This window comes from Paenibacillus sp. Soil766, from assembly GCF_001428105.1.
Classification (GTDB): domain Bacteria; phylum Bacillota; class Bacilli; order Paenibacillales; family NBRC-103111; genus Paenibacillus_E.
On the sequence record NZ_LMSJ01000007.1, the window covers coordinates 40,420 to 62,068 of the forward strand.

The following is a 21,649-nucleotide window of genomic DNA, read 5'->3' on the forward strand; positions in this document are numbered from 1 at the left end:
GCGCGCAGGGTTGAGATAGTCGAAAAAATCGACTATCTCGGGTAAAAGCGGCGCGCACAGGGTTGAGATAGTCGAAAAAAACGACTATGTCGGGTAAAAGCAGCGCGCGCCAGGGTTGAGATAGTCGAAAAAATTGACTATCTCACCCAAAACCAGCGCATTCGTCGCCTAGCTATAGCAGCGAATCTCATAAATGGCTGCTGAGGAGTCCCCATTCGTCGCCTTCACTGTCAAACGAATGCGGTCAGTTAGTATCTTTTGATCTAACGTATGCTTTACTAAACGTTGGTAGTTCCCTTCAACATTTACGATGGCAACCCATTGCCCCTGTATATAGGCTTCGATCGTATAGTCTTTAGGGCATTGAGGATCACGATAGAATGGCTCATAGCGATGGTATTCTTGAAGCAAATGCCCTGGGAAGGTGGCATGTATGTCACGAATGGATTGCGCATTCGCCCATTGCAGCTGCACATATTGTGGCAGGGGTTGCGCGGAATCGGACATCCACATATTGGTGTATTGGTGAGGACGAGTTACACCGCTAGTAACATTGGCCGCACCATAGCATTGTTGAGCTGGCGTTATGCGGTAGCTGAGCGTGCCCCCATCATTCAGATAGCGCCGCATTTTCCCGCTGCCCATATCGTAAGCAGAAATGTGGCCAGGCACGATATGGTTAGCCGAATGCCATTCTACCGATGGATTAACACCTAGTTGAAGTTGAATGTACCGGCTGCCAATTGCAGGATCATGCCAATTCAACGGCCATTCCACCCAAACATGCCGTCCGACTGGGACCGTCAAAGTCGTTTCTGCATAAATGATTCCCGTATCTGTCCGATAATCCCAAATGTGATCAACTGGAATTATTTGGACAGATAGTTGTTGGGGACGATCCGTGTTGTTGCTCAGGCAGACAGAGATGGTTTCAATGCGGCCTTTCTCGATGGCAATCCATTGCCCGCGTTTGAAGGTTAGCGGCTCAGCTTTATGTTTCCTCGCTTCTTGCTTAGCTTTCGAACGGAAGCCGAAGGTGAAATCGCGGCTTTCAGGTCCGACACCATGAATGGCGGCAGTGCTGCTCGCACTAATTGTTGCCGTTTTAGCGAGATCCGCGGCGTCCTCATTCTTATAGTTAGGAAGGAAGCATCCGTCGCGGAGCAGCGTTTGCTGTACATGAGCGATATGTTCGCCTGATATGTCGGACAGACGCAATTGATTTCTCAGCGCATAAGCAGCGCCTGTACCTGCTGCTTGCCCCATCAGGGCTGTCGTTGACATCACTCGGACAGTACCGAGAGCTGCGTGGGTAACGCTGACATTACGTCCCGCCATCATTAAGTTGCTAATATCTTTGCTAACCATGATACGGAAAGGGATCCCGTAAGGTCCACAGTAGCTTTTTTGGGCATAGTCGCTCGTTTCGTTATAGCCTTCAGCACTTGCTGGCTCTGCGGTTGGGGCCAGAAGTCCGCCAGGCGTGTGAAGATCGACGAACCAGCCGCCATAGGCGATTTCGTCTTCGAATACGGTACGTTTTTGAATGTCGTGTTCGGTCATGAAGTAACGGCCCATAATTCGGCGGCTCTCTCGTTTACCCGGAACTTGACCGATCCAATCAAGCGCAAGATTCGCTGTTTGTTCTTTCAGCAGTGGATCGCGATTTTTCATCCAATCCCAAATGCCGAGGGTATGTCGCGTCAACTCGTGACGAATTTGTTCATTATCATAAATGGTGTTATAAGGGACACCGATCTCAATCCACCAATAGCCGGATTCCGTGTCATAGAAAGTACGACCTTGTTTATAAAAATAGTCAGCATTTTCGTGATGGATCGCCCAGCCAGGTGCTTTGTAAGGTACAGGACGCCCCATATATTTGGCGCGCAAATGGATGGAGTTCCCCATGGTATCAGAGCTGGCAACAAGTGGAGCATGAGGTTCGTTGAACTCATCTCGGCCTTCCGAGCCCCAACGCCATTCGCAGCCTGCCATGTCCGCAATGACACCATCGCTGGTACAGTCGATGAAGACGTGTCCTTGGATTTCAAGCTCCGTCTCCGCATTTGCGATTACGGCCTTAATCGAGGTGAGTTTACCGTCGGTTACTTGTGCGCTGTTTACAGTGGTATTCAAATAGAAACTCAGATTCGGCGTTTGGACAGCCATGTCGTACATAACCATATCCCACACGCTATTCGTCCAACCATTTTCGCGAATTTTCTCATGGTTGACAGCTCGTTCCTGAATAAGCAGCTCCGAGATAATACCTGTTTCTCTGCCATAGGCATGAAAGGCAGCAGCACCATGTGGTGTTACCCGAATTTCGGAGGAGCTGTTGCCGCCAAATACAGGTCTATCTTGTATCAGACAAGTCTTTGCGCCATGTCTTGCTGATGCCACAGCAGCACAGAAGCCGGCGAGTCCTCCACCGCAAACGACAACATCAAACGCTTGTTGAATAGATTTCATTCGTATAGCCTCCTACATATTTACTCGAGTAAATTCTATTTCTTGAGCACATTGTAGCATCCCATTTATTGCTTGCCAAGCATTTTATAAGTATAATTTACTCGAGTAGAAATTTCGGGGGGATCATAGGATGGCTAGTCGTCAAGAAGTAGCAGAACGCGCAGGTGTTTCCGTTGCTGTAGTATCTTACGTGCTGAACGGCAAGACCAACGTGAAAATGGAAACACGCGTAAGAGTTCTCGCAGCTATGAAAGAATTGGGATATGAACCTAATCTCTTGGCACGAAGTTTAAAAACGAAAAAGACAGGACAATTGGCAGTACTGGTTAACTATCTAGGGAATCCGTTCGAGGCAGGTTTATTATTACATATCGAAAATGCTGCGAGAGATGAAGCGTTTCTCGTATTCTTCCAGAGCTATACGCCGGATACCGAAGAGCAATTAATATCCTCATTGCGCGGGCGGGTAGATGGTATTATTCTGCTTGGTCAGCAGCTGATGGTGGAGACCTACGATCGGCTTCAAGACTGGGATGTCCCTATCTTATCTGTGACCCAAAGTCCAAATGCCCAAGAAAAGGAAATTCCATATATAGATATAGACTGGACTACGTTATATAGACAGGTTATTCAACATTTGAAGGAGAAAGGGCATAGAAGCATCGGGTACATGACCGATACGGGATCGTCATCCTATCATATGATTAGGTTACATGCGTTTCAGGAAGCTATGATGGCTGAGGAGGAGGAGCTGCAACATGAGGCTTTGCTAAGCGGCGGGGGCCGATTAGAACAGGCATCTGCGGTCTTTCAAAAGTATGTGGATAACCACCCCTCAGGTCTGCCATTCAGCGCGATCATCTGCTCCAATGATTTGATGGCTGCAGGTATTCTAGATGTTTGCAAGAAGAATGGCATTCAGATTCCGGAGCAGCTAGCGATCTTCGGCTCAGAGAATATTATGATGACAACACTGACCGAGCCTAGCTTGAGCGTTATTCATTACCCGAGGGACGAAGTAGGGAAGCTTACCATGGAAATGATGAAGGAGTTATTGGAGAAGCGACAGGTGGCTTCGCGAATACTTCCGGGACACCTATTAATTCGGAGCTCGAGTTAGATCTGTTAGTGAAATTCAAAAAAAGTCGTTGCGAGTCCAATCAAAATGCTGTATGATCGGATTAAGCGCTTAACCCGACAGGGGCGAGCGCTTAAAGCTTAAAAGATTAAGCGCTTAACCTCTGAGTAGAAGGGAGATTTACATGCGTACAATTCGATTAACAATGGCACAAGCATTACTTCGCTTTCTAGACCAACAGTACATATCCATCGATGGACAAGAGACTAAATTTGTTCGAGGTGTCATGGGGATTTTCGGACATGGCAATGTAACTGGGATTGGAGAAGCGTTGGAGTATAGCTCAGGTGACCTTACGTATATACAAGGCAAGAATGAGCAGGGTATGGTCCACGCTGCAACCGCTTACGCAAAGCAGAAGAACCGTCAACAAATCTATGCCTGCACAACCTCCATCGGGCCAGGTGCACTCAACATGGTAACGGCTGCGGCAACGGCAACCGTCAACCGTATTCCGGTTCTGCTGCTGCCGGGGGATAATTTTGCTTCGAGACAGCCAGATCCAGTACTGCAGCAGCTCGAAATTACTGGTGATTACACGGTATCTGCAACGGACCCATTCAAGTCGGTGAGCAAATACTGGGATCGAATCGTTCGTCCCGAGCAATTGATCAGCGCTGCTACCCAAGCGATGCGGGTATTAACGGATCCTGCGGAAACGGGAGCAGTGACCTTAGCGCTTCCCCAAGACGTGCAGGCGGAAGCCTACGACTATCCAGAAGCCTTTTTCGATAAGAAAGTTCACTATATCGATCGTCGCCCGGCGGCGAAGGAAGCAATCGAACGAGCAGCAGCTGTATTCCTGGGTAAGAAGCGCCCGTTAATTATTGCTGGCGGGGGCGTTCTCTATGCGGAAGCGACGAAGGAGCTAGCAGAATTTGCAGAAGTGTTCGGCATCCCAGTGGCGGAAACGCAAGCAGGGAAAAGCTCGCTGCCTTGGAACCATCCGTTACATGTCGGCGCAATTGGCGTGACAGGAGCACTGGCGGCGAACAAAATAGCGAAACAAGCTGATTTGATTATTGGTGTGGGCACGCGGTATTCCGATTTTACAACTGCCTCCAAATCAGCCTTTGCGAATGACGATGTACAATTCATTAATATCAATATCAGCGGCTTCGATTCTTCGAAGCTAGGCGGATTGTCCATTACAGCGGATGCGAAGGAAGCGCTCAACTTACTGCATGAAGCACTGACATTCCACGATTATTCGAACAGTTACGAGGCTGGCTTCATTGCAGCATTGAAAGACGAATGGGATCGTGAAGTGGATCGATTATACCAAGCAGAATGTGCAGAAGGCTTTGCTCAAACACATGCGCTTGGCGTGATCAATGAAACCATAGACCCTTCCTCGGTTATCGTTTGCGCTGCAGGAAGTTTACCTGGGGATTTACACCGTTTATGGCGTTCAACGCAGCCCAAAACGTACCATATGGAATACGGCTTCTCTTGTATGGGATATGAAGTAAGCGGCGCTTTTGGCGCAGCTCTGGCGGAACCGAAGCGTGAAGTTTATGCGATCGTCGGAGATGGCAGTTACCTAATGCTTCACTCAGAATTAGTCACGAGCTTGCAAGAGGGTCAGAAATTCACGATTCTACTGTTCGATAACCATGGCTTCCAATGCATCCATAATCTGCAACGCAGTCAAGGAAGCGAAGGCTTTGGAAATGAATTCCGTTATCGGGAAGCTGGAACGCGCAAGCTGACAGGAAACTATATGCCGATTGACTTCGCAGCACATGCGCGCAGCTTGGGAGCGAAATCATACAAGGCGACTAATCCGGAGGAGCTTAAAGCAGCATTGCTGCAAGCGAAAGCAGAAACGGTAACGACCTTGATTGAAATTCCTGTCGTACCTGGAACGAACACAAGCGGCTACGAGTCCTGGTGGCAAGTTGGCGTACCTGAGGTTTCTGAGAGTGCCAAAGTGCTAGCAGCCCATGAAGAAATGAAGAGAAATATACAAGCGGCTAAACCCATTTAAATTAGAAGAGGTGACCTAACGATGGAAGAACTACCGTTTAAGCTAGGCATACATCCGATTAATTGGGTGGGAGAAGACGTCAAGGAACATGGCGCGGATACCACATTTGAACAAATCGTTGATGACATACAGAAGCTGGGATTAACCGGAACGGAGATGGGGCGCAAATATCCGACTGATATTAACGAGCTGAAGAAAGAACTATCGGAGCGGGGAATAAGTCTCGTATCCCAGTGGAAATCGGTCCTGTTCTCGGATCCTGCTTATAGAGAAGCTGAACTCGAAGCGTACCGTAAGCACGCACAATTTCTGAAGGGAATGGGCAGCACGGTAATCTCTACAGCCGAGGTTGGAGGCTCGCTCCATTTTGATCCGCGTCGTACGCCGAACGAGAAAGAAGTGCTTCGCCTCGATGAAGCCGGCTGGCAGAGCTTAGCGGAAGGGCTTAATCGCGCTGGAGCCATCGCCCAGGAATACGGCCTGAAGCTGACTTATCACCATCACGGTGGAACGGTAGTTGAATCACCGGAAGAAATCGATCGATTGATGGAGCTAACAGATCCTTCCTTGGTCTTCCTATTATTTGATACAGGACACACCTACTATGGCGGTGGAGATCCATTGACTGTATTGCGCAAACATTACAACCGAATTGCTTATATCCATTTGAAAGATATTCGTCAAGCCGTACTTGATGAAGCACGCGCTGAGCAAGTTGATTTCGTAACTTGTATTCGCAAAGGTGTGTTTACCGTACCAGGGGATGGATGCCTTGATTTTGCACCCATTTTCAAAGAGTTATTGGCTCGTGAATACACTGGCTGGGCGATGCTCGAAGGCGAGCAAGACCCTGCAACCCATAATGCCTATGAATATGCGAGTAACGCACTGAACTATATAAATTCTTTATTAATCAAAGAAAGCAGGTAATAAGGCCATGACCTATGTGACATTCCCACAAGAGAAATCACTTGATTTTGTAGCTATCGGCAGATTATGTATCGATTTGAATGCGAACGAAATTCACCGTCCCATGGAAGAGACGATGACGTTCACGAAGTATGTCGGTGGGTCGCCGGCAAACATTACGATCGGTATGTCCCGCCTAGGGATGAAAACCGCTTTTATCGGCAAAATAGCGAATGATCAAATGGGCCGTTTCATTGCTTCCTATTTAGAGCGCAACGTGATTGATACTAGCAATGTCGTGACGGATCGCACAGGCGCTGTGACTGGGTTAGCTTTTACAGAAATCAAAAGCCCGACAGATTGCAGCATCCTGATGTATCGCGATAACGTGGCTGATTTGAAGTTAACACCAGATGAGGTTCAAGAATCACTGATTGCAGGAGCGAAAGTATTGCTGATTTCCGGTACAGCGCTAGCTCAAAGCCCATCACGTGAAGCGGTGTTCCAAGCGTTGAATTATGCGAAGAAGCATGGGGCCATCATCGTATTTGATCTTGACTATCGTCCATACACATGGACATCTCCTGAAGAGACGGCTGTGTACTATAATCTAGCAGCTGAGAAATGCGATATCATTCTCGGTACGCGTGAAGAGTTCGATATGATGGAGAAATTCGAACATAATCCGGATAAAGATGATCATATCACGGCGGCCAAATGGTTCGACTATTCTGCGAAGATTGTCATTATCAAACATGGCAAAGACGGTTCAATCGCTTATACACCAGATGGTGTCGGTCATCGCGCGAAGAGCTTCCCAGCCAAAGTAGTTAAGACATTTGGAGCTGGTGATTCTTACGCAGCAGGCTTTATCTATGGGGTTATGCAAGGTTGGACGCTTGAGAAGAGCATGGAATACGGAAGCGCAGCTGCTTGTATCGTCATTTCCAGCCATAGCTGTTCGGATGCAATGCCAACTGCTGCTGCAGTGGATGATTATATTGAACGTTGCAATCGCGGAGAAATCACTGCCTCATAATGATTTATTAACCTAAAGGAGCGAAATCGATATGACACATACATTGAAAAACTGGATCGGCGGCGAATGGGTCGCATCATCCGCAACACAAACGGAGCCTGTTTATAATCCAGCAACAGAAGAGATTCTAGCGTATATTCCCATTTCGACCAAAGAAGAAGTCGATCAAGCGGTTCGTAATTCGCAAGAAGCCTTTCAATCATGGAGCCGTACACCAGTACCGAAGAGAGCAAGGGTCTTATTCAAATATCAACAGCTTCTCGTTGATCATTGGGAAGAGCTAGCTCGAATCGTGACAAAAGAAAACGGCAAAAGCTACTCCGAAGCTTATGGTGAAGTTCTTCGCGGCATCGAGTGTGTGGAGTTCGCTGCTGGTGCTCCTTCACTTATGATGGGCAAACAGCTTCCGGACATTGCCTCCAATCTGGAGTCCGGTATGTACCGCTACCCAATCGGAGTTATTGGTGGCATCACACCATTTAACTTCCCGATGATGGTGCCTTGCTGGATGTTCCCACTTGCGATCGCTTGCGGCAATACGTTCGTATTGAAGCCATCGGAGCGTACGCCGCATTTGGCTAATCGACTTGCAGAATTGTTCCACGAAGCTGGGTTGCCAGCTGGTGTCCTGAATATCGTTCATGGTGCGCATGATGTCGTTAATGGCCTTCTTGAGCACAAAGATATTAAAGCAATCTCCTTCGTTGGCTCCCAGCCAGTTGCTGAGTATGTGTATACTACAGCAGCAGCTAACGGGAAACGTGTTCAAGCACTAGCTGGCGCGAAAAATCACTCCATCGTGATGCCGGATGCGAACTTATCCATTGCGGTGAAGGAAATCACGAACGCTGCTTTCGGTTCAGCAGGCGAGCGATGTATGGCATGTTCCGTTGTGGTAGCTGTTGGCGATGTAGCGGATACGCTAGTTAGCAAGCTGCTTGAAGCGGCAGATGCGATTACGATTGGTAATGGAAATGATGAAGGTGTGTTCTTAGGTCCTGTCATTCGTGGCGGCCATAAGGAACGTACTTTGAAATATATTGAAATCGGTGAAAATGAAGGCGCCATTATGGTTCGTGATGGACGTAAAGACGCAGCAACTGGGCAATCTGGCTATTTCGTAGGACCTACAATCTTCGATCAAGTGCAATGTAAAATGAAAATTTGGGAAGATGAAATTTTTGCTCCTGTGCTTTCTATCGTTCGTGTTGACACACTTGAAGAAGCGATTGAGCTTTCCAACCGTTCTGAATTCGCAAATGGTGCATGCCTGTTTACGCAAGATGGCAGCAACGTACGCCAATTCCGTGAAACGATCGATGCTGGGATGCTTGGTGTTAATCTTGGTGTACCTGCGCCGATGGCATTCTTCCCATTCTCTGGCTGGAAAAAATCCTTCTACGGCGATTTACATGCCAACGGTTCGGATGGCGTGGAATTCTATACACGTAAAAAGATGGTAACTGCTCGCTGGTAACAGCGAGTTTCCGCTAGAAAGGAGAGAATTTCATGGCATTGGTCTCGATGAAAGACATGCTGCAAACGGCGTTAGTGGGTAAATATGCCGTTGGGCAATTTAATTTGAATAATCTTGAATTCACACAAGCGATCTTACAAGCGGCCGGGCTCGAACAGGCACCCGTGATTCTTGGTGTAAGTGAGGCGTACATTCCATATATGGGAGGACTTCCCTGTATCGCTGGCATGGTGAAGGCCTTGATCGAGCATTATGGCATTACAGTGCCGGTAGCTCTTCATTTGGACCATGGCAGCTCCTATGAAGTATGTATCAAAGCGATCCACGCTGGATTTACTTCAGTGATGATCGATGCTTCCCATCATTCACTTCAGCATAATATCGAAGTTACGCGTCAAGTGACGCAAGCAGCGCATGTGCTTGGTGTATCTGTGGAGTCTGAGCTAGGTCGAATCACGGGACGTGAAGATGATCTGGTTGTAGATGATGCAGATGGCATGTATGCGGTGGCTGTGGACTGCGTGAAAATGGTTCGGGAAACAGGCATCGATTGCTTAGCTCCTGCGCTTGGATCGGTTCATGGTCCTTATCGCGGACAGCCCAAGCTTGGTTTTGAACGAATGGCTGAAATTAAGGAACTGACAGGTGTACCCCTTGTGCTTCATGGGGGAAGTGGTCTGCCAGATGATGAAATCCGACAAGCAATTGCTTGCGGTACAGCCAAAATTAACGTGAATACAGATAATCAAATCGCTTGCACAGCAACGATTCGTACGTTTTTGAATGATCATCCAGATGCCTATGACCCTAGGAATTATTTAATTCCAGCGCGGGAAGCCATCATTGCATCAGTGAGAGCCAAAATTCAGTTATTCGGTAGCGCAGGTAAAGCAGGAGGGAACGAAGGATGAAGAAGATCAGAATCGGTATTATCGGCGCAGGCCGAATTGGTAAAATCCACGCGGACAATTTATTGCGGAACCCGCAAGTTGAGATTGTGGCAGTAAGTGATTTGTTTGCAGGTGCAGAATTAGAGGCATGGGCAGCAGCACGCAACATCGGTTTGGTTACAAAAGAAAGCAACGAACTCATCTCTCATCCAGATATCGATGCCATTTTCATTTGCTCCTCTACAGATACGCATGTTCCGTTGATTGAGCAAGCCGCGCGTGCGGGTAAACATATATTCTGTGAAAAACCGATTAGTATGGATATCACCAAAACAGAATCAGCCATTGATGAAGTAAAAAAAGCAGGCGTGAAGCTGCAAATTGGCTTTAATCGTCGATTTGATCATAATTTCAAGCGAGTTCAAGAAGTGGTGCAAGCTGGGGGGATCGGTGATCCTCATATCATCAAAATAACTTCCCGTGACCCGAATCCTCCTCACATTGATTATGTCAAGGTTTCTGGCGGCATCTTCATGGATATGATGATTCATGATTTTGATATGGCTCGATTCGTATCAGGCAGCGAGGTTGAAGAAGTATATGCGGTTGGAAATGTCCTGATTAACCCGGATTTTGCTCAGCACGGCGATGTAGATACAGCAGTTGTGACACTTCGTTTCGCGAATGGCGCACTGGGTGTCATTGATAACAGCCGTCAAGCGGTATATGGCTATGACCAACGTGTTGAAGTGTTCGGCTCCAAGGGCAGTGTGGTCGTTGCGAATGATCATCCGAATACAGCAGTGATCTCCACGGCAGACTCGATTGTAAGTGATAAGCCGCTGCATTTCTTCCTGGAGCGTTATCAAGCCGCTTACATCGAAGAAACGCAAATGTTTATTGATGCAATTATGAGTGATACGAGTGTGCCTGTGAGTGGGGATGACGGCGTTCAAGCAGAACGAATTGCACTAGCTGCGAAGCTATCTTCCCGTTTGGGGAGACCCGTGAAAGTTAACGAAGCCTTGGAATTGCTTAAGCAATCTTCCGTAGTCTAAAGGAAAGAAGGAGACGTTACGATGTCCAAATTAATTGTAACACCTGCATCATCTCCGAATGAAGAAGGCAGCCTTTTACACGTGACGCCGGAATCGGCAGGTTGGCAGTATGTAGGCTTCGAGGTTGTCCAACTGGCAGAAGGGGAAACCTTGCGACGTGAAACTGCTAATCAAGAGGTATGCCTCGTATTGTTGAGCGGCAAAGCGGATGTGAGTACAAAGGAAGAACAATGGCTTGGGATTGGTCAGCGCATGAGCGTGTTTGAGCAAATTCCTCCGTACTCCGTATATGTGACTAGCAATGATAGCTATGAAGTGACGGCCTTAACTTATCTAGAGCTTGCGGTTTGCTCCGCGCCTGGCGCTGGGAACCACCGTTCACGCTTGATTGCTCCTGCGCAAGTAGGCGTTGAGACGCGCGGGTATGGGAATATCGAGCGTTATATTCATAATATTTTACCTGAAAGCGAGCCAGCAGATAGTTTGCTTGTTGTTGAAGTATTTACACCTAACGGCCATTGGTCCAGTTATCCGCCGCACAAGCATGATCGTGATGCCCTTCCTGAAGAATCCTTTTTGGAAGAAACGTATTATTTCCGTGTCCAGCCTGAGCAAGGGTTTGCGATTCAACGGGTATACACGGATGATCGTTCGCTTGATGAGACGTTAGTTGTTAAGAACGGTGAAGCCGTGCTAGTTCCGCGTGGCTATCACCCTGTATCTGCACCTCCAGGCTATGATGTGTATTATTTGAATGTCATGGCTGGACCTACACGGACATGGAAATTTCATAATGACCCCGACCATGCCTGGATCATGACGAAGCCGCGCGAGTCGTAGGCGGTTGCAAGTTCTGGAAAGCCCCGTCATAATGGGGGAATAACTGTATTCTTCAAGAAAAATGGGGTAGTACGATGAAGGCAACCATTTACGATGTGGCTAGGGAAGCTGGTGTATCGATTGCAGCGGTTTCGCAAGTCATGAACGGTAAAGGGAAAATAAGTGAAGAACGACGCACTGAAATTCTGAAAGTGATGGAAAAGCTCAATTACCAGCCGAGTGTCATCGCATCAGCACTTACGGGCAAGAAGACATATACTTTAGGCCTGCTTGTCCCTGATATCTCCAATCCCTTCTTTGCAGAAATTGCAAGAGCTGTTGAGGATCAAGGTCATAATCTGGGATACAGTCTCGTCATTTGCAGCACCGATAATAAAGACGAACGTGTAGAACGATATCTGAACTTGCTTCAGCAAAAAAGCGTGGATGGGATGATTATCGGGACCGGGATGGATAATAAGGATATGCTTACACCACTCATGGAGCGATCAATTCCTGTTGTTATGATCGCTCGGGAGATGCCTGATTTGGCTGTACATACCGTTGTTGTTGACGACTTCGTCGGTGGCACGTTATCTGCCAAGCATCTCTTGGACCTTGGGCATACTCGGATGGCGATCCTTGCCGAGCACACGAAAGTCACGAGTAGTCGTGAACGGGTCAAAGGGTTCATGACCACGCTTGCGGAAGCGGGTATAGGGCTTCCCGAAGCGAGGGTTCGTAATTGTCGTTATACCGTAGAAGACGGCAAACGCGAGGCGATTGAACTTCTTGAGAAATCACCTGCTGAAAGGCCAACCGCACTTTTCTGCTGTAATGATATGCTTGCGATTGGTGCCTTGCAAGCTGCTAAGCAGTTAAAGCTGCGTGTTCCTGAGGACATCTCCGTGATCGGTTTCGATAATACGATTCTAGCTTCTGTGACGGATCCACCGCTTACTACAATTGCGCAGCCGATTGAGCCGATGGGCAAGCAAGTCGTCGATCTGCTTATTCTAGAACTGAAGAAGAAATCACAAGCCAAGCAACGCATCGTTATGCGTCCAGAACTCATCATCAGGCAATCCACAGCAGCTCCGGCAAAGTGATCGTAGAAGGAAGCGAAGACTGCTTTCCCTTAGGGGGAGGCAGTTTTTCATATCTTAGTGCAGTGTATCTATATAATAAAAGTAAATTTAGTTAAAAAAAGTAATTGAAGGGTTGATGAGAAATGAACATTTTATTTCAAAGTCCTGCTAAGGAATGGACTGAAGCGTTGCCAATTGGCAACGGTCGAATAGGTGCCATGATTTTCGGCGGAATCGAAGTAGAAAAAATGCAATTAAACGAAGATACACTCTGGTCGGGTGGGCCTAAAAATTGTAATAACCCTCGTGCCAAGGAAGTGCTGCCGGAGGTGCGTCGTCTCTTGGCGGAAGGTAGATATGCGGATGCTGACCGAATGTGTAAGGAGATGTTAGGTCCGTATACGCAATCCTATTTGCCGTTTGGCGATCTCACACTTGTATTTGAGCATGGGGACATCGTGCATTCATATCGTCGAGAGCTGGATTTGCAGGAAGGGGTATCTCGCGTTGAGTACCAGATCGGTAATGTATTGTACACGCGAGAGATGTTTGCTTCCAATCCCAGTCAGGTTATTGCTGTTCGTCTGCAGTCTAGCCAAGCCGGATCGCTACATTTTACTGCGCGTTTAGATAGCCTATTGCGTGCTAGTATGATCCATGAGAATGGTCAATGGATCATTCGTGGGAAGGCGCCGGTGCAGGTCGCGCCAAGTTATTATGGTGTTGACCATCCGATTGTATACGAAGATCAAGAGGACGGAGAGGCGATGTCTTTCGTAGGTCGACTCGCGATTGTTTTGGATGACGGTTATGTGCATGGGGACCAAGCAGGTTTGCATGTTCGTGGAGCCACGAGTGTGACGCTTTACTTCAGTGCGGCAACAAGTTTTAATGGCTTTAATCGCTCTCCGGGCAGGGAAGGTAAGGATCCACTAGCGATCACAGAAGCATACCTCGCAGAGGCGATGCAGCATTCTTATACGGAGCTTCGTGAAGGTCATGTCAACGACTATCGTAGCTTGTTTGATAGAGTCAACATTCAACTTGGGAAGACGATCAGCCCTGCCGATATGCCGACAGACCAACGGATTTCTGAGTTTGGGGCTCATGATCCGGGCTTAATAGAACTATTATTTCAGTATGGCCGATATTTGATGATCGCCAGCTCACGCGAGGGGACGCAGCCCGCTAACCTGCAAGGCATTTGGAATAAGGAGACAAGACCGCCGTGGAGCAGTAATTATACATTGAACATCAATACGGAGATGAACTATTGGCTCGCAGAAACTTGCAACCTACCTGAATGCCATCAACCGCTACTCGATTTTATTGGGAATTTATCGGTTAACGGGAAGAGTACCGCAGAGATCAATTACGGTGTCCGTGGATGGACAGCGCATCACAACTCAGACATTTGGGCTCAGAGTGCACCTGTAGGCGATTATGGACATGGCGACCCGGTTTGGGCATACTGGCCAATGGGCGGTGTTTGGCTTTGCCAGCATCTCTGGGAGCATTACGCCTTTGGCAGAGACAAGGTGTATTTATGTGAGAAAGCATATCCAATCATGAAGGAGGCCGCTCTGTTTTGTTTGGATTGGCTCATTGAAGATCAGGAAGGATATCTTATCACAGCTCCTTCCACATCACCGGAACACAAATTTGTTAGTAGTGACGGTGAGAAAGCAGCTGTAAGCGTAGCTTCGACGATGGACTTATTATTGATCTGGGATTTGTTTACGAATTGCCTCGAGGCTGCTGAAGTACTGCATGTCGATGAGGATTTCAGATCCGAGCTCATGTTGGCGAGAAGTAAGCTATTCCCGCTGAGAATTGGACAGTATGGCCAACTTCAGGAATGGTCTAGCGATTTCGAGGAGGAGGACATGAATCACCGTCACGTTTCACATTTGTTCGGAGTATATCCTGGACGCCAAATTAATGGAGAGGTTACGCCCGATTTGTTTACGGCGGCACGAACATCATTAAATAGACGCGGAGACGAGGGGACGGGCTGGAGTCTCGGTTGGAAAGTAGGCTTATGGGCCCGTTTCCAAGATGGTAATCGCGCAGAACGGCTTATCTACAACATGTTGAAGCTCGTGAAGCCGGACAAGTGGAAATCACAGAGGGGCGGCGTTTATGCCAATTTGTTTGGTGCGCACCCGCCATTTCAAATCGATGGCAATTTTGCGGCTACAGCTGGCATATCGGAATTGTTGCTGCAGTCTCATAAAGGGTTTATCCACTTGCTGCCAGCGCTTCCCGAAACGTGGATTTCCGGTTCTATTAACGGGTTGCGAGCGCGTGGAGGGTTCACGGTCAATTTGCACTGGGACAGCGGCAGTCTGAGCGAAGCGATGATCGATTCTTTGAACGGCGAACCGTGTACGATTTATTCTCGAATACCGTTAATGGTGTTGGATGAGGAGGGCAGGCAAGTTGCTATTAATTCATTGGAACAATCAGGTTGCATGACGTTTACAACATTTGCTGGTTCTAGATACAGGATCGTACCGCAATCGGGTTCCAACGATTGAGAATAATTGCACTTATGGAAGCAGTTTGTCTGAGGTTAACATGCTTGAGGCAAGGGCGAACTCCACTATGAGGTATGGGGAAGTTCGCCTTTTGTGCGCTTGTCTACCATCGTAAAAAAAGCAGAAAAAGGTAGTAATGACCCAATGAATTTATAGTTTCTTCTATAATATTTTAAGGGTTTTTCCTATAAAAACTTATATCATAGGGTTATAAGATTAAAGTAAAGGAGTGAAGCAAACATGAATGGGAATATTATTAAAACTCCTGACATCCAGATGACTCAAAGTGAGCTAAATGCCTTGCGACTAAAACGACGAAGAAAGCTGAAGCAGAACATTCCTTTGTTTATCATGCTGGTTCCTGTTATTGCTTACTATATTTTATTCAAATACTGGCCTATGGGTGGACTTGTTATCGCTTTCAAAAATTACAATTTTGCAGATGGAATTTTAGGCAGCTCGTGGGTGGGACTGAAAAACTTTAAGATATTATTCTCAAGCTCGAATACGCTCCAAATTTTGTGGAATACGTTTTGGTTGAGTTTTCTGAGTTTGATATTTGGATTCCCAATGCCGATATTCCTTGCTATTTTACTGAATGAGGTTAGGAAATCTTGGTTTAAACGATGGGTGCAAACGATTGTCTATCTACCGCATTTCTTCTCATGGGTTATTGTTTCCGGTATCGTATTAGAACTATTCGCAACCGATTACGGTTCAATCAATAAGGTGCTCGGCCTCTTTGGAATTGAACCGATTACTTTCCTGTATGAGTCCAAATCTTGGTTAGCTATTTTCGTGGGATCAGGAGTTTGGAAGGAAATGGGTTTCAGCACCATTATTTATTTAGCTGCACTTACGACCATTGATCCATCTCTCTACGAATCGGCTGCTATGGATGGGGCTGCAAAGTGGCGTCAAATGTGGCACGTTACAATCCCAGGCATTCGTCACACGATCATCTTATTACTCATCTTAGCAATGGGTAAGATTATGGAAGTAGGTTTTGACCAAGTCTATAACTTACAGAACGCTGGGGTTTCGGATGTGTCAGAAGTTATAAGTACGTATATTTATAAAATTGGCTTGGGCAATGCGCAATTTAGTTTAACAACAGCGATGGGATTCTTTGAATCCATCATTAGTTGCAGTCTTGTACTTATAGCTAATCGGATCGCTAGGAAATTCGATCAGGCACTCTTCTAGCATCATGTATACATCAAGTTCAACATCCGTGGAAGGAGGATTTGTGTGAAAGCGACAAACGGTGAAAAAATATTTTATGCAATCAATTATTTCATACTCGGATTAATCGCCTTAACTTGTATTCTGCCATTTATTCATATCATTTCTCTATCTCTAAGTGAGCGATCTGCTGTTGAATCTGGTCATGTCTTCTTCTGGCCTGTGGGTATAGAGTTTACAGCCTATAAAATATTCTTCCTTGCCAGCCCTGCTTGGAGTGCTTTCAAAAATAGTGTGATCATCACGGTGATTGGTGTGGTGTTAAGTTTATTGGGTACCATATTAGCTGCGTATCCGTTGTCAAGATCCTATCTAATGGGTAGACGGTATCTGGTTCTAGGTATGGTGTTTACTATGCTGTTCTCGGGGGGGTTGATTCCAACCTATCTCGTGATTAAAAGCATGCACCTTATTGACTCCTACTGGGCTTTATGGCTTTCCGGATTCATCAGTACCTACAACATGCTTCTTATGAAAAGTTATTTCGAGAATATTCCATCTGAAGTGCAGGAAGCTGCACGAATCGATGGCTGTAATGATACTTCATTGCTTATTCGAGTCATCTTACCGTTATCACTTCCCATGCTGGCTACACTGGCGTTATTTTATGGGATTGGCTTCTGGAATTCGTTTATGAACGTTCTCATGTACATCAATAAAGGTGAATTGATGAATTTAACCGTAGTTGTCCAAGGGATGCTGCAAAAAAATGACTTGCTGAACTCTCCTTCGCTTAATATTCAGGAACAGCAAACCGTTGCTACGGAGATGGTGAAAGCTGTCGGTGTCGTCGTTATGGTTGTACCGATGCTGGTCGTATATCCATTCTTGCAAAAGTATTTTGTCAAGGGTGTTATGCTTGGATCGGTTAAGGGTTAATGAATCAGGTGTTCCCGTTTTTCAAAGACGTTACTATAAAAAAATTTGTAGGGGGAAAATGCACATGGAAAACAAGAAGTTATTGCTTGGCGTATCAGTAGGGGTTATGGCACTAGGGGCGACATTAGTAGGTTGCAGCAGTGACAAAAAAGCAGAAGAAGCGTCAAAAGCACCAACGTCTTCAAGCGCAACTACTGCGGCAACACCAGCTAAACGTGGGGATGTATCGGTGACGATTTATGATCGTGGAAGCGTACCAGCTTCCGAAGGTACTTACGAAGATAATCGTTGGACCAAGTTCATTAACCAAAATGGACCTGCCAATGTAAAGCAAGTTCCAATTCTTCGCAGCGATTCTACGAAAAAGTTAAATGTTCTTTTCGCTTCCGGTTCTGCTCCGGATATCATCAACGAGTACAATACACCGTTCAGAGGCAGTTTGTATGATCAAAAACAATTGATGCCGATTGACAACATTTTACAATACATGCCTGAATACTCGAAATTACTTGCCCAATATCCACAATTGAAAAAAGCAGGGACAAAACCTGATGGTAAATTGTACGAGATCGGTAAAGTAAAAGAAGCGACAGCTGCTCACATTCTTTACATCCGTACCGACTGGTTGAAGAAGCTGAATCTTTCTATGCCGACAACAACGGAAGAATTATATAACGTTGCGAAAGCGTTTGTTGAGCAAGATCCAGACGGAAATGGCAAGAAAGATACGTACGGCATGAACATGAGTACGTATTCGGAGCAAGCGATCAATGAGATTTTCGGTGAAAGTTCTTCAGCAACATTGCTTGCTTGGGATATTAAAGATGGCAAAGTTGTTCGTGCATGGGACAAAGAACAAGCTTCCCTTACGTTTAAGAAGAGTCTCTATGATGCTGGCATCGTAGACAAAGACTATATTAATGATAAAGACGGCAACAAGGCCAAACAAGACTTCCTTAATGGTAAAATGGGAATTTTTGTTAGATTCTCTGCGGACCTTGACTTAACAACTTTCAAAAAGAACAATCCTACTGGTGAAGTGGCGCCACTCGGCTACCCGAAATCACCGATGGGAACATTCACAGGAGCAATCGATAATCCTATTCAAATGACAACCGTTGTGAATGCCAAGGCAAAGGACCCAGAAGCGGTAGGCCGCTATCTTGACTTCATGATGAAGCCGGAAACTGCGCGTAAAATAATCTATGGCGACGAAGGCACGCACTGGAAGAAAGGCGTAAACGGCTGTCCGCAAATTCTTGATCCGGAGAAGCACAAAAATGAGGTTTTATACGCTTTGGATTACGCGATGTTCTTCTCATCAGGTGTTGATAAATGTAACTATGCATTGGCTCCTCTATCCAATCCTGATTTGTTACCTGAACAAAAAGCTCAATTGGAATTGTTCAAAGCTGCTCAGAAGATTTACTTCGATCCAGCAAGAGAGTATCCAGGTATTACACTAGGAGATCATATGCCAGTGTACCCTGCTGATCTGAATGTTATTAATACAACGATTCTTAAAGAGAAAAACGATCTATTCGTTAAAGCGATCCTTAGCGGTTCCAAATATTCCGCAGATCAAGCGATTAGCGATGCAAAAGCAGCTTGGGATAAAGCAGGCGGCAAACAGCTTGAAGATTTCATGAACAAATGGTATGCAGAAAATAAAGATACCGCTTTCCTTGCTAAAGATGCGAAAGAAATCGTAAAACAACAAATGGAATTTGTGAACAAGTAAACGTAACTACAGTTGCTGGATATTGATAAATGTTGACTGTGTATGCAGGAACTTTATCGATGTCCAGCATCTTCTTTAAATAGGCAGATATTAGCTTTACATCATGGGAGGAACCAACAGTGAACAAAGTGAAAGTAGCTATCATCGGTTGTGGCGGCATTGCAACGGGGAAGCATTTGCCCAGTTTGAGTAAAATTGAGCAAGTCGAAATTATTGGTTTTTTTGATATTTTTCCGGAAAGTGCACATAAGGCAGCTGAGAAATTTGGCGCACCTGGGGCCAGAGTCTATGATGATTATCGCGAATTACTCGCAGATCCAACGATTGATGTCGTTCACATTTGTACACCGAATGATACACATGCGGAAATCTCGATTGCTGCATTGGAAGCGGGCAAGCATGTGATGTGTGAGAAACCGATGGCCAAAACATCCGCAGATGCGCGTCGTATGGTGGAAGCTGCGAAACGAACAGGTAAGAAATTAACAATTGGTTATAATAATCGCTTCCGCGCAGATAGCCAACATTTAAAACGAGTTATTGAAGATGGGGATTTAGGCGAGATTTATTATGCCAAAGCACATGCTGTTCGCAGACGTGGTGTTCCCACTTGGGGTGTTTTCTTGGATGAAGAGAAACAAGGCGGCGGTCCGCTGATTGATATAGGTACACATGCGCTCGATTTAACCCTTTGGTTAATGAATAACTATGAACCTAAGGTGGTGCTGGGCACCGCTTATCATAAATTATCACGTAAGGAAAACGCAGCAAATTCTTGGGGGCCTTGGGATCCGGAGAAGTTCAAGGTTGAGGATTCGGCTTTTGCTATGATTGTTATGAAAAATGGTGCAACGATTATGGTGGAAGCGAGCTGGGCGCTTAATACGCTTGATACGAAAGAAGCGAAATGTACGCTTTGCGGTACAGAAGGCGGTGCGGATATGCAGGATGGCTTACGTATTAATGGTGAAAAGCACAGCCGTCTGTATGTGAACCAAATGCAATTCGAAGCGAAAGGTGCAGATTTCTACGATGGTAAGAAAGAAACGATGCAGGATAAAGAAATCCGCTTATGGATTAATGCCATTATCAACGATACAGAGCCCGTCGTAACACCTGAACAATCCTGTGTCGTTTCTGAGATTCTAGAAGCGATCTATGAATCGAATCGAACGGGTAAAGCTGTCTATTTTGACTAAAAATATCGAGAAAAGAGGCAGTAGAACGATGATAAAAGTAGCGATGTTAAGCTTCTGGCATGTCCATGCCAAAGATTATGCACGACTAGCTGCCGAACATACGGACACCGAAATCGTCGCTGTTTGGGATGAAATTGGGGAGAGAGGCCGAGAAAAGGCCGAGGAGCTCGGTATTCCCTTTTACGGAAGCTTGGATGAGCTGTTGTGTAATCCTGAGATCGACGCTGTCATTGTGGGTACACCAACGAATCGACATCATGAGGTCATTATCGCAGCTGCCAGAGCAGGTAAACACATTTTCACGGAAAAAGTTGTAGCTACAACCACCAAAGAATGTAGAGAAATACTTGCCGTAGTAGAGGAAACCGGGGTCAAGCTAACCGTGTCCTTACCTCGTCTTTATATGGGCTTCACACAAGCAGCGTTAACTTGTATTCAAGAAGGACTCCTAGGCAGGATTACTACCGTTCGTATTCGACTTGCACATAATGGTGCCCTGCGAACAGAGAAACACCCAGATGGGGCACTTCCATCCCATTTCTTCAACTTAGAGCAATCCGGTGGGGGAGCGCTGATGGACCTGGGGTGTCATCCGATGTACTTAGCTCGATTGTTTCTGGGATTACCGGAAAGCGTTAGTGCAAGCTTCGGCTATATCACGGATCGTGAAGTCGAAGATAGCGCTGTAGTCACATTACGTTATCCTAACGGTGCACTTGGCATTGTGGAAGCTGGATTCGTTAACAGCTACTCGCAATTTGATATGGAGATTCAAGGAACAGAAGGTAACCTTATGTATGCCCGAACGGATGATAAATTACGCATTCGCAGCTCCAAAATGTCAGGTGAAGCAGCAACGGGGTGGCAAGAAGTGACCGATTTACCCAAGCTGCCTTCCGCCTTCGCGCAATGGGTATCCCATATTCAACAGGGAACGACGGCGACAGAGAATATTGAGCTTGCCTTTGATTTAACTTGTTTAATGGAGGCATCAACCTTGTCAGCGCGTTATGGCGCTGTGATGAAGTTGAGTGACCTTTCAGAATAGAAACGTTTCCCGATGAAAGGCTAGAGCATCCCCCTACATAGCTGTAAGGGAATTCTGACCTTTCTTTTATACATGAAGAACATAGCTTAGCCGATCGTTATGCGAGCCAAATGA

The 21,649-nt window shown here is 46.3% G+C and carries 16 protein-coding genes; 15 read left to right on the forward strand and 1 reads right to left on the reverse strand.

All coding sequences use genetic code 11. From position 1 onward, the window contains the following. Positions 1 to 168: 168 nt before the first annotated feature. Entirely contained in the window at positions 169 to 2,475 is a 2,307-nt protein-coding gene (locus tag ASG89_RS06410; RefSeq protein ID WP_057309774.1) for an FAD-dependent oxidoreductase, read from the reverse strand. A gap of 130 nt (positions 2,476 to 2,605) precedes the next feature. Between ASG89_RS06410 and ASG89_RS06415 the strand changes: the two genes are divergently transcribed. The 15 genes from ASG89_RS06415 to ASG89_RS06485 all read left to right on the forward strand — a co-directional run bounded on the left by ASG89_RS06415 (position 2,606) and on the right by ASG89_RS06485 (position 21,535). Next, a complete protein-coding gene (locus ASG89_RS06415) occupies positions 2,606 to 3,595 on the forward strand; it encodes a LacI family DNA-binding transcriptional regulator (protein WP_057309775.1) in 990 nt (329 codons plus the stop codon). Positions 3,596 to 3,737: 142 nt separating this feature from the next. Next, positions 3,738 to 5,603: a 3D-(3,5/4)-trihydroxycyclohexane-1,2-dione acylhydrolase (decyclizing) gene (iolD, locus tag ASG89_RS06420; RefSeq protein WP_057309776.1), complete on the forward strand. Its 1,866-nt coding sequence runs from the start codon at positions 3,738 to 3,740 to the stop codon at positions 5,601 to 5,603. A gap of 21 nt (positions 5,604 to 5,624) precedes the next feature. After that, positions 5,625 to 6,533, forward strand: a complete 909-nt coding sequence (gene iolE, locus ASG89_RS06425; protein WP_057309777.1) for a myo-inosose-2 dehydratase — start codon at positions 5,625 to 5,627, stop codon at positions 6,531 to 6,533. Positions 6,534 to 6,540: 7 nt separating this feature from the next. Continuing rightward, entirely contained in the window at positions 6,541 to 7,551 is a 1,011-nt protein-coding gene (gene iolC / locus ASG89_RS06430; RefSeq protein ID WP_057309778.1) for a 5-dehydro-2-deoxygluconokinase, read from the forward strand. Positions 7,552 to 7,582: 31 nt separating this feature from the next. Beyond that, the gene (locus ASG89_RS06435; protein ID WP_057309779.1) at positions 7,583 to 9,028 is read left to right on the forward strand and encodes a CoA-acylating methylmalonate-semialdehyde dehydrogenase; all 1,446 of its coding nucleotides are present in this window, start codon (positions 7,583 to 7,585) and stop codon (positions 9,026 to 9,028) included. Between the two features lie 32 nt (positions 9,029 to 9,060). Next, on the forward strand, positions 9,061 to 9,939 hold the full coding sequence (gene fba / locus ASG89_RS06440; protein WP_057309780.1) for a class II fructose-1,6-bisphosphate aldolase: 879 nt from the start codon (positions 9,061 to 9,063) through the stop codon (positions 9,937 to 9,939). Further along, positions 9,936 to 10,976, forward strand: a complete 1,041-nt coding sequence (gene iolG, locus ASG89_RS06445; RefSeq protein WP_057309781.1) for an inositol 2-dehydrogenase — start codon at positions 9,936 to 9,938, stop codon at positions 10,974 to 10,976. The genes fba and iolG overlap by 4 nt, the downstream gene beginning before the upstream one ends. Positions 10,977 to 10,997: 21 nt before the next feature. Continuing rightward, complete coding sequence (gene iolB / locus ASG89_RS06450) at positions 10,998 to 11,816, forward strand: 5-deoxy-glucuronate isomerase (protein ID WP_057309782.1); 819 nt, start codon at positions 10,998 to 11,000, stop codon at positions 11,814 to 11,816. A 74-nt stretch (positions 11,817 to 11,890) separates the two neighbouring features. Next, the gene (locus ASG89_RS06455; protein ID WP_057309783.1) at positions 11,891 to 12,904 is read left to right on the forward strand and encodes a LacI family DNA-binding transcriptional regulator; all 1,014 of its coding nucleotides are present in this window, start codon (positions 11,891 to 11,893) and stop codon (positions 12,902 to 12,904) included. 122 nt (positions 12,905 to 13,026) lie between these two features. Continuing rightward, the gene (locus ASG89_RS06460; protein WP_057309784.1) at positions 13,027 to 15,423 is read left to right on the forward strand and encodes a glycosyl hydrolase family 95 catalytic domain-containing protein; all 2,397 of its coding nucleotides are present in this window, start codon (positions 13,027 to 13,029) and stop codon (positions 15,421 to 15,423) included. 240 nt (positions 15,424 to 15,663) lie between these two features. Continuing rightward, entirely contained in the window at positions 15,664 to 16,629 is a 966-nt protein-coding gene (locus ASG89_RS06465; protein WP_414813247.1) for an ABC transporter permease, read from the forward strand. A 45-nt stretch (positions 16,630 to 16,674) separates the two neighbouring features. Beyond that, a complete protein-coding gene (locus ASG89_RS06470; protein WP_057309785.1) occupies positions 16,675 to 17,547 on the forward strand; it encodes a carbohydrate ABC transporter permease in 873 nt (290 codons plus the stop codon). A gap of 64 nt (positions 17,548 to 17,611) precedes the next feature. Then, a complete protein-coding gene (locus tag ASG89_RS06475) occupies positions 17,612 to 19,288 on the forward strand; it encodes an extracellular solute-binding protein (RefSeq protein WP_057309786.1) in 1,677 nt (558 codons plus the stop codon). Positions 19,289 to 19,407: 119 nt separating this feature from the next. Beyond that, entirely contained in the window at positions 19,408 to 20,487 is a 1,080-nt protein-coding gene (locus ASG89_RS06480; protein WP_057309787.1) for a Gfo/Idh/MocA family protein, read from the forward strand. A 28-nt stretch (positions 20,488 to 20,515) separates the two neighbouring features. Beyond that, entirely contained in the window at positions 20,516 to 21,535 is a 1,020-nt protein-coding gene (locus ASG89_RS06485) for a Gfo/Idh/MocA family protein (RefSeq protein WP_057309788.1), read from the forward strand. The last annotated feature ends 114 nt before the right edge of the window (positions 21,536 to 21,649 follow it).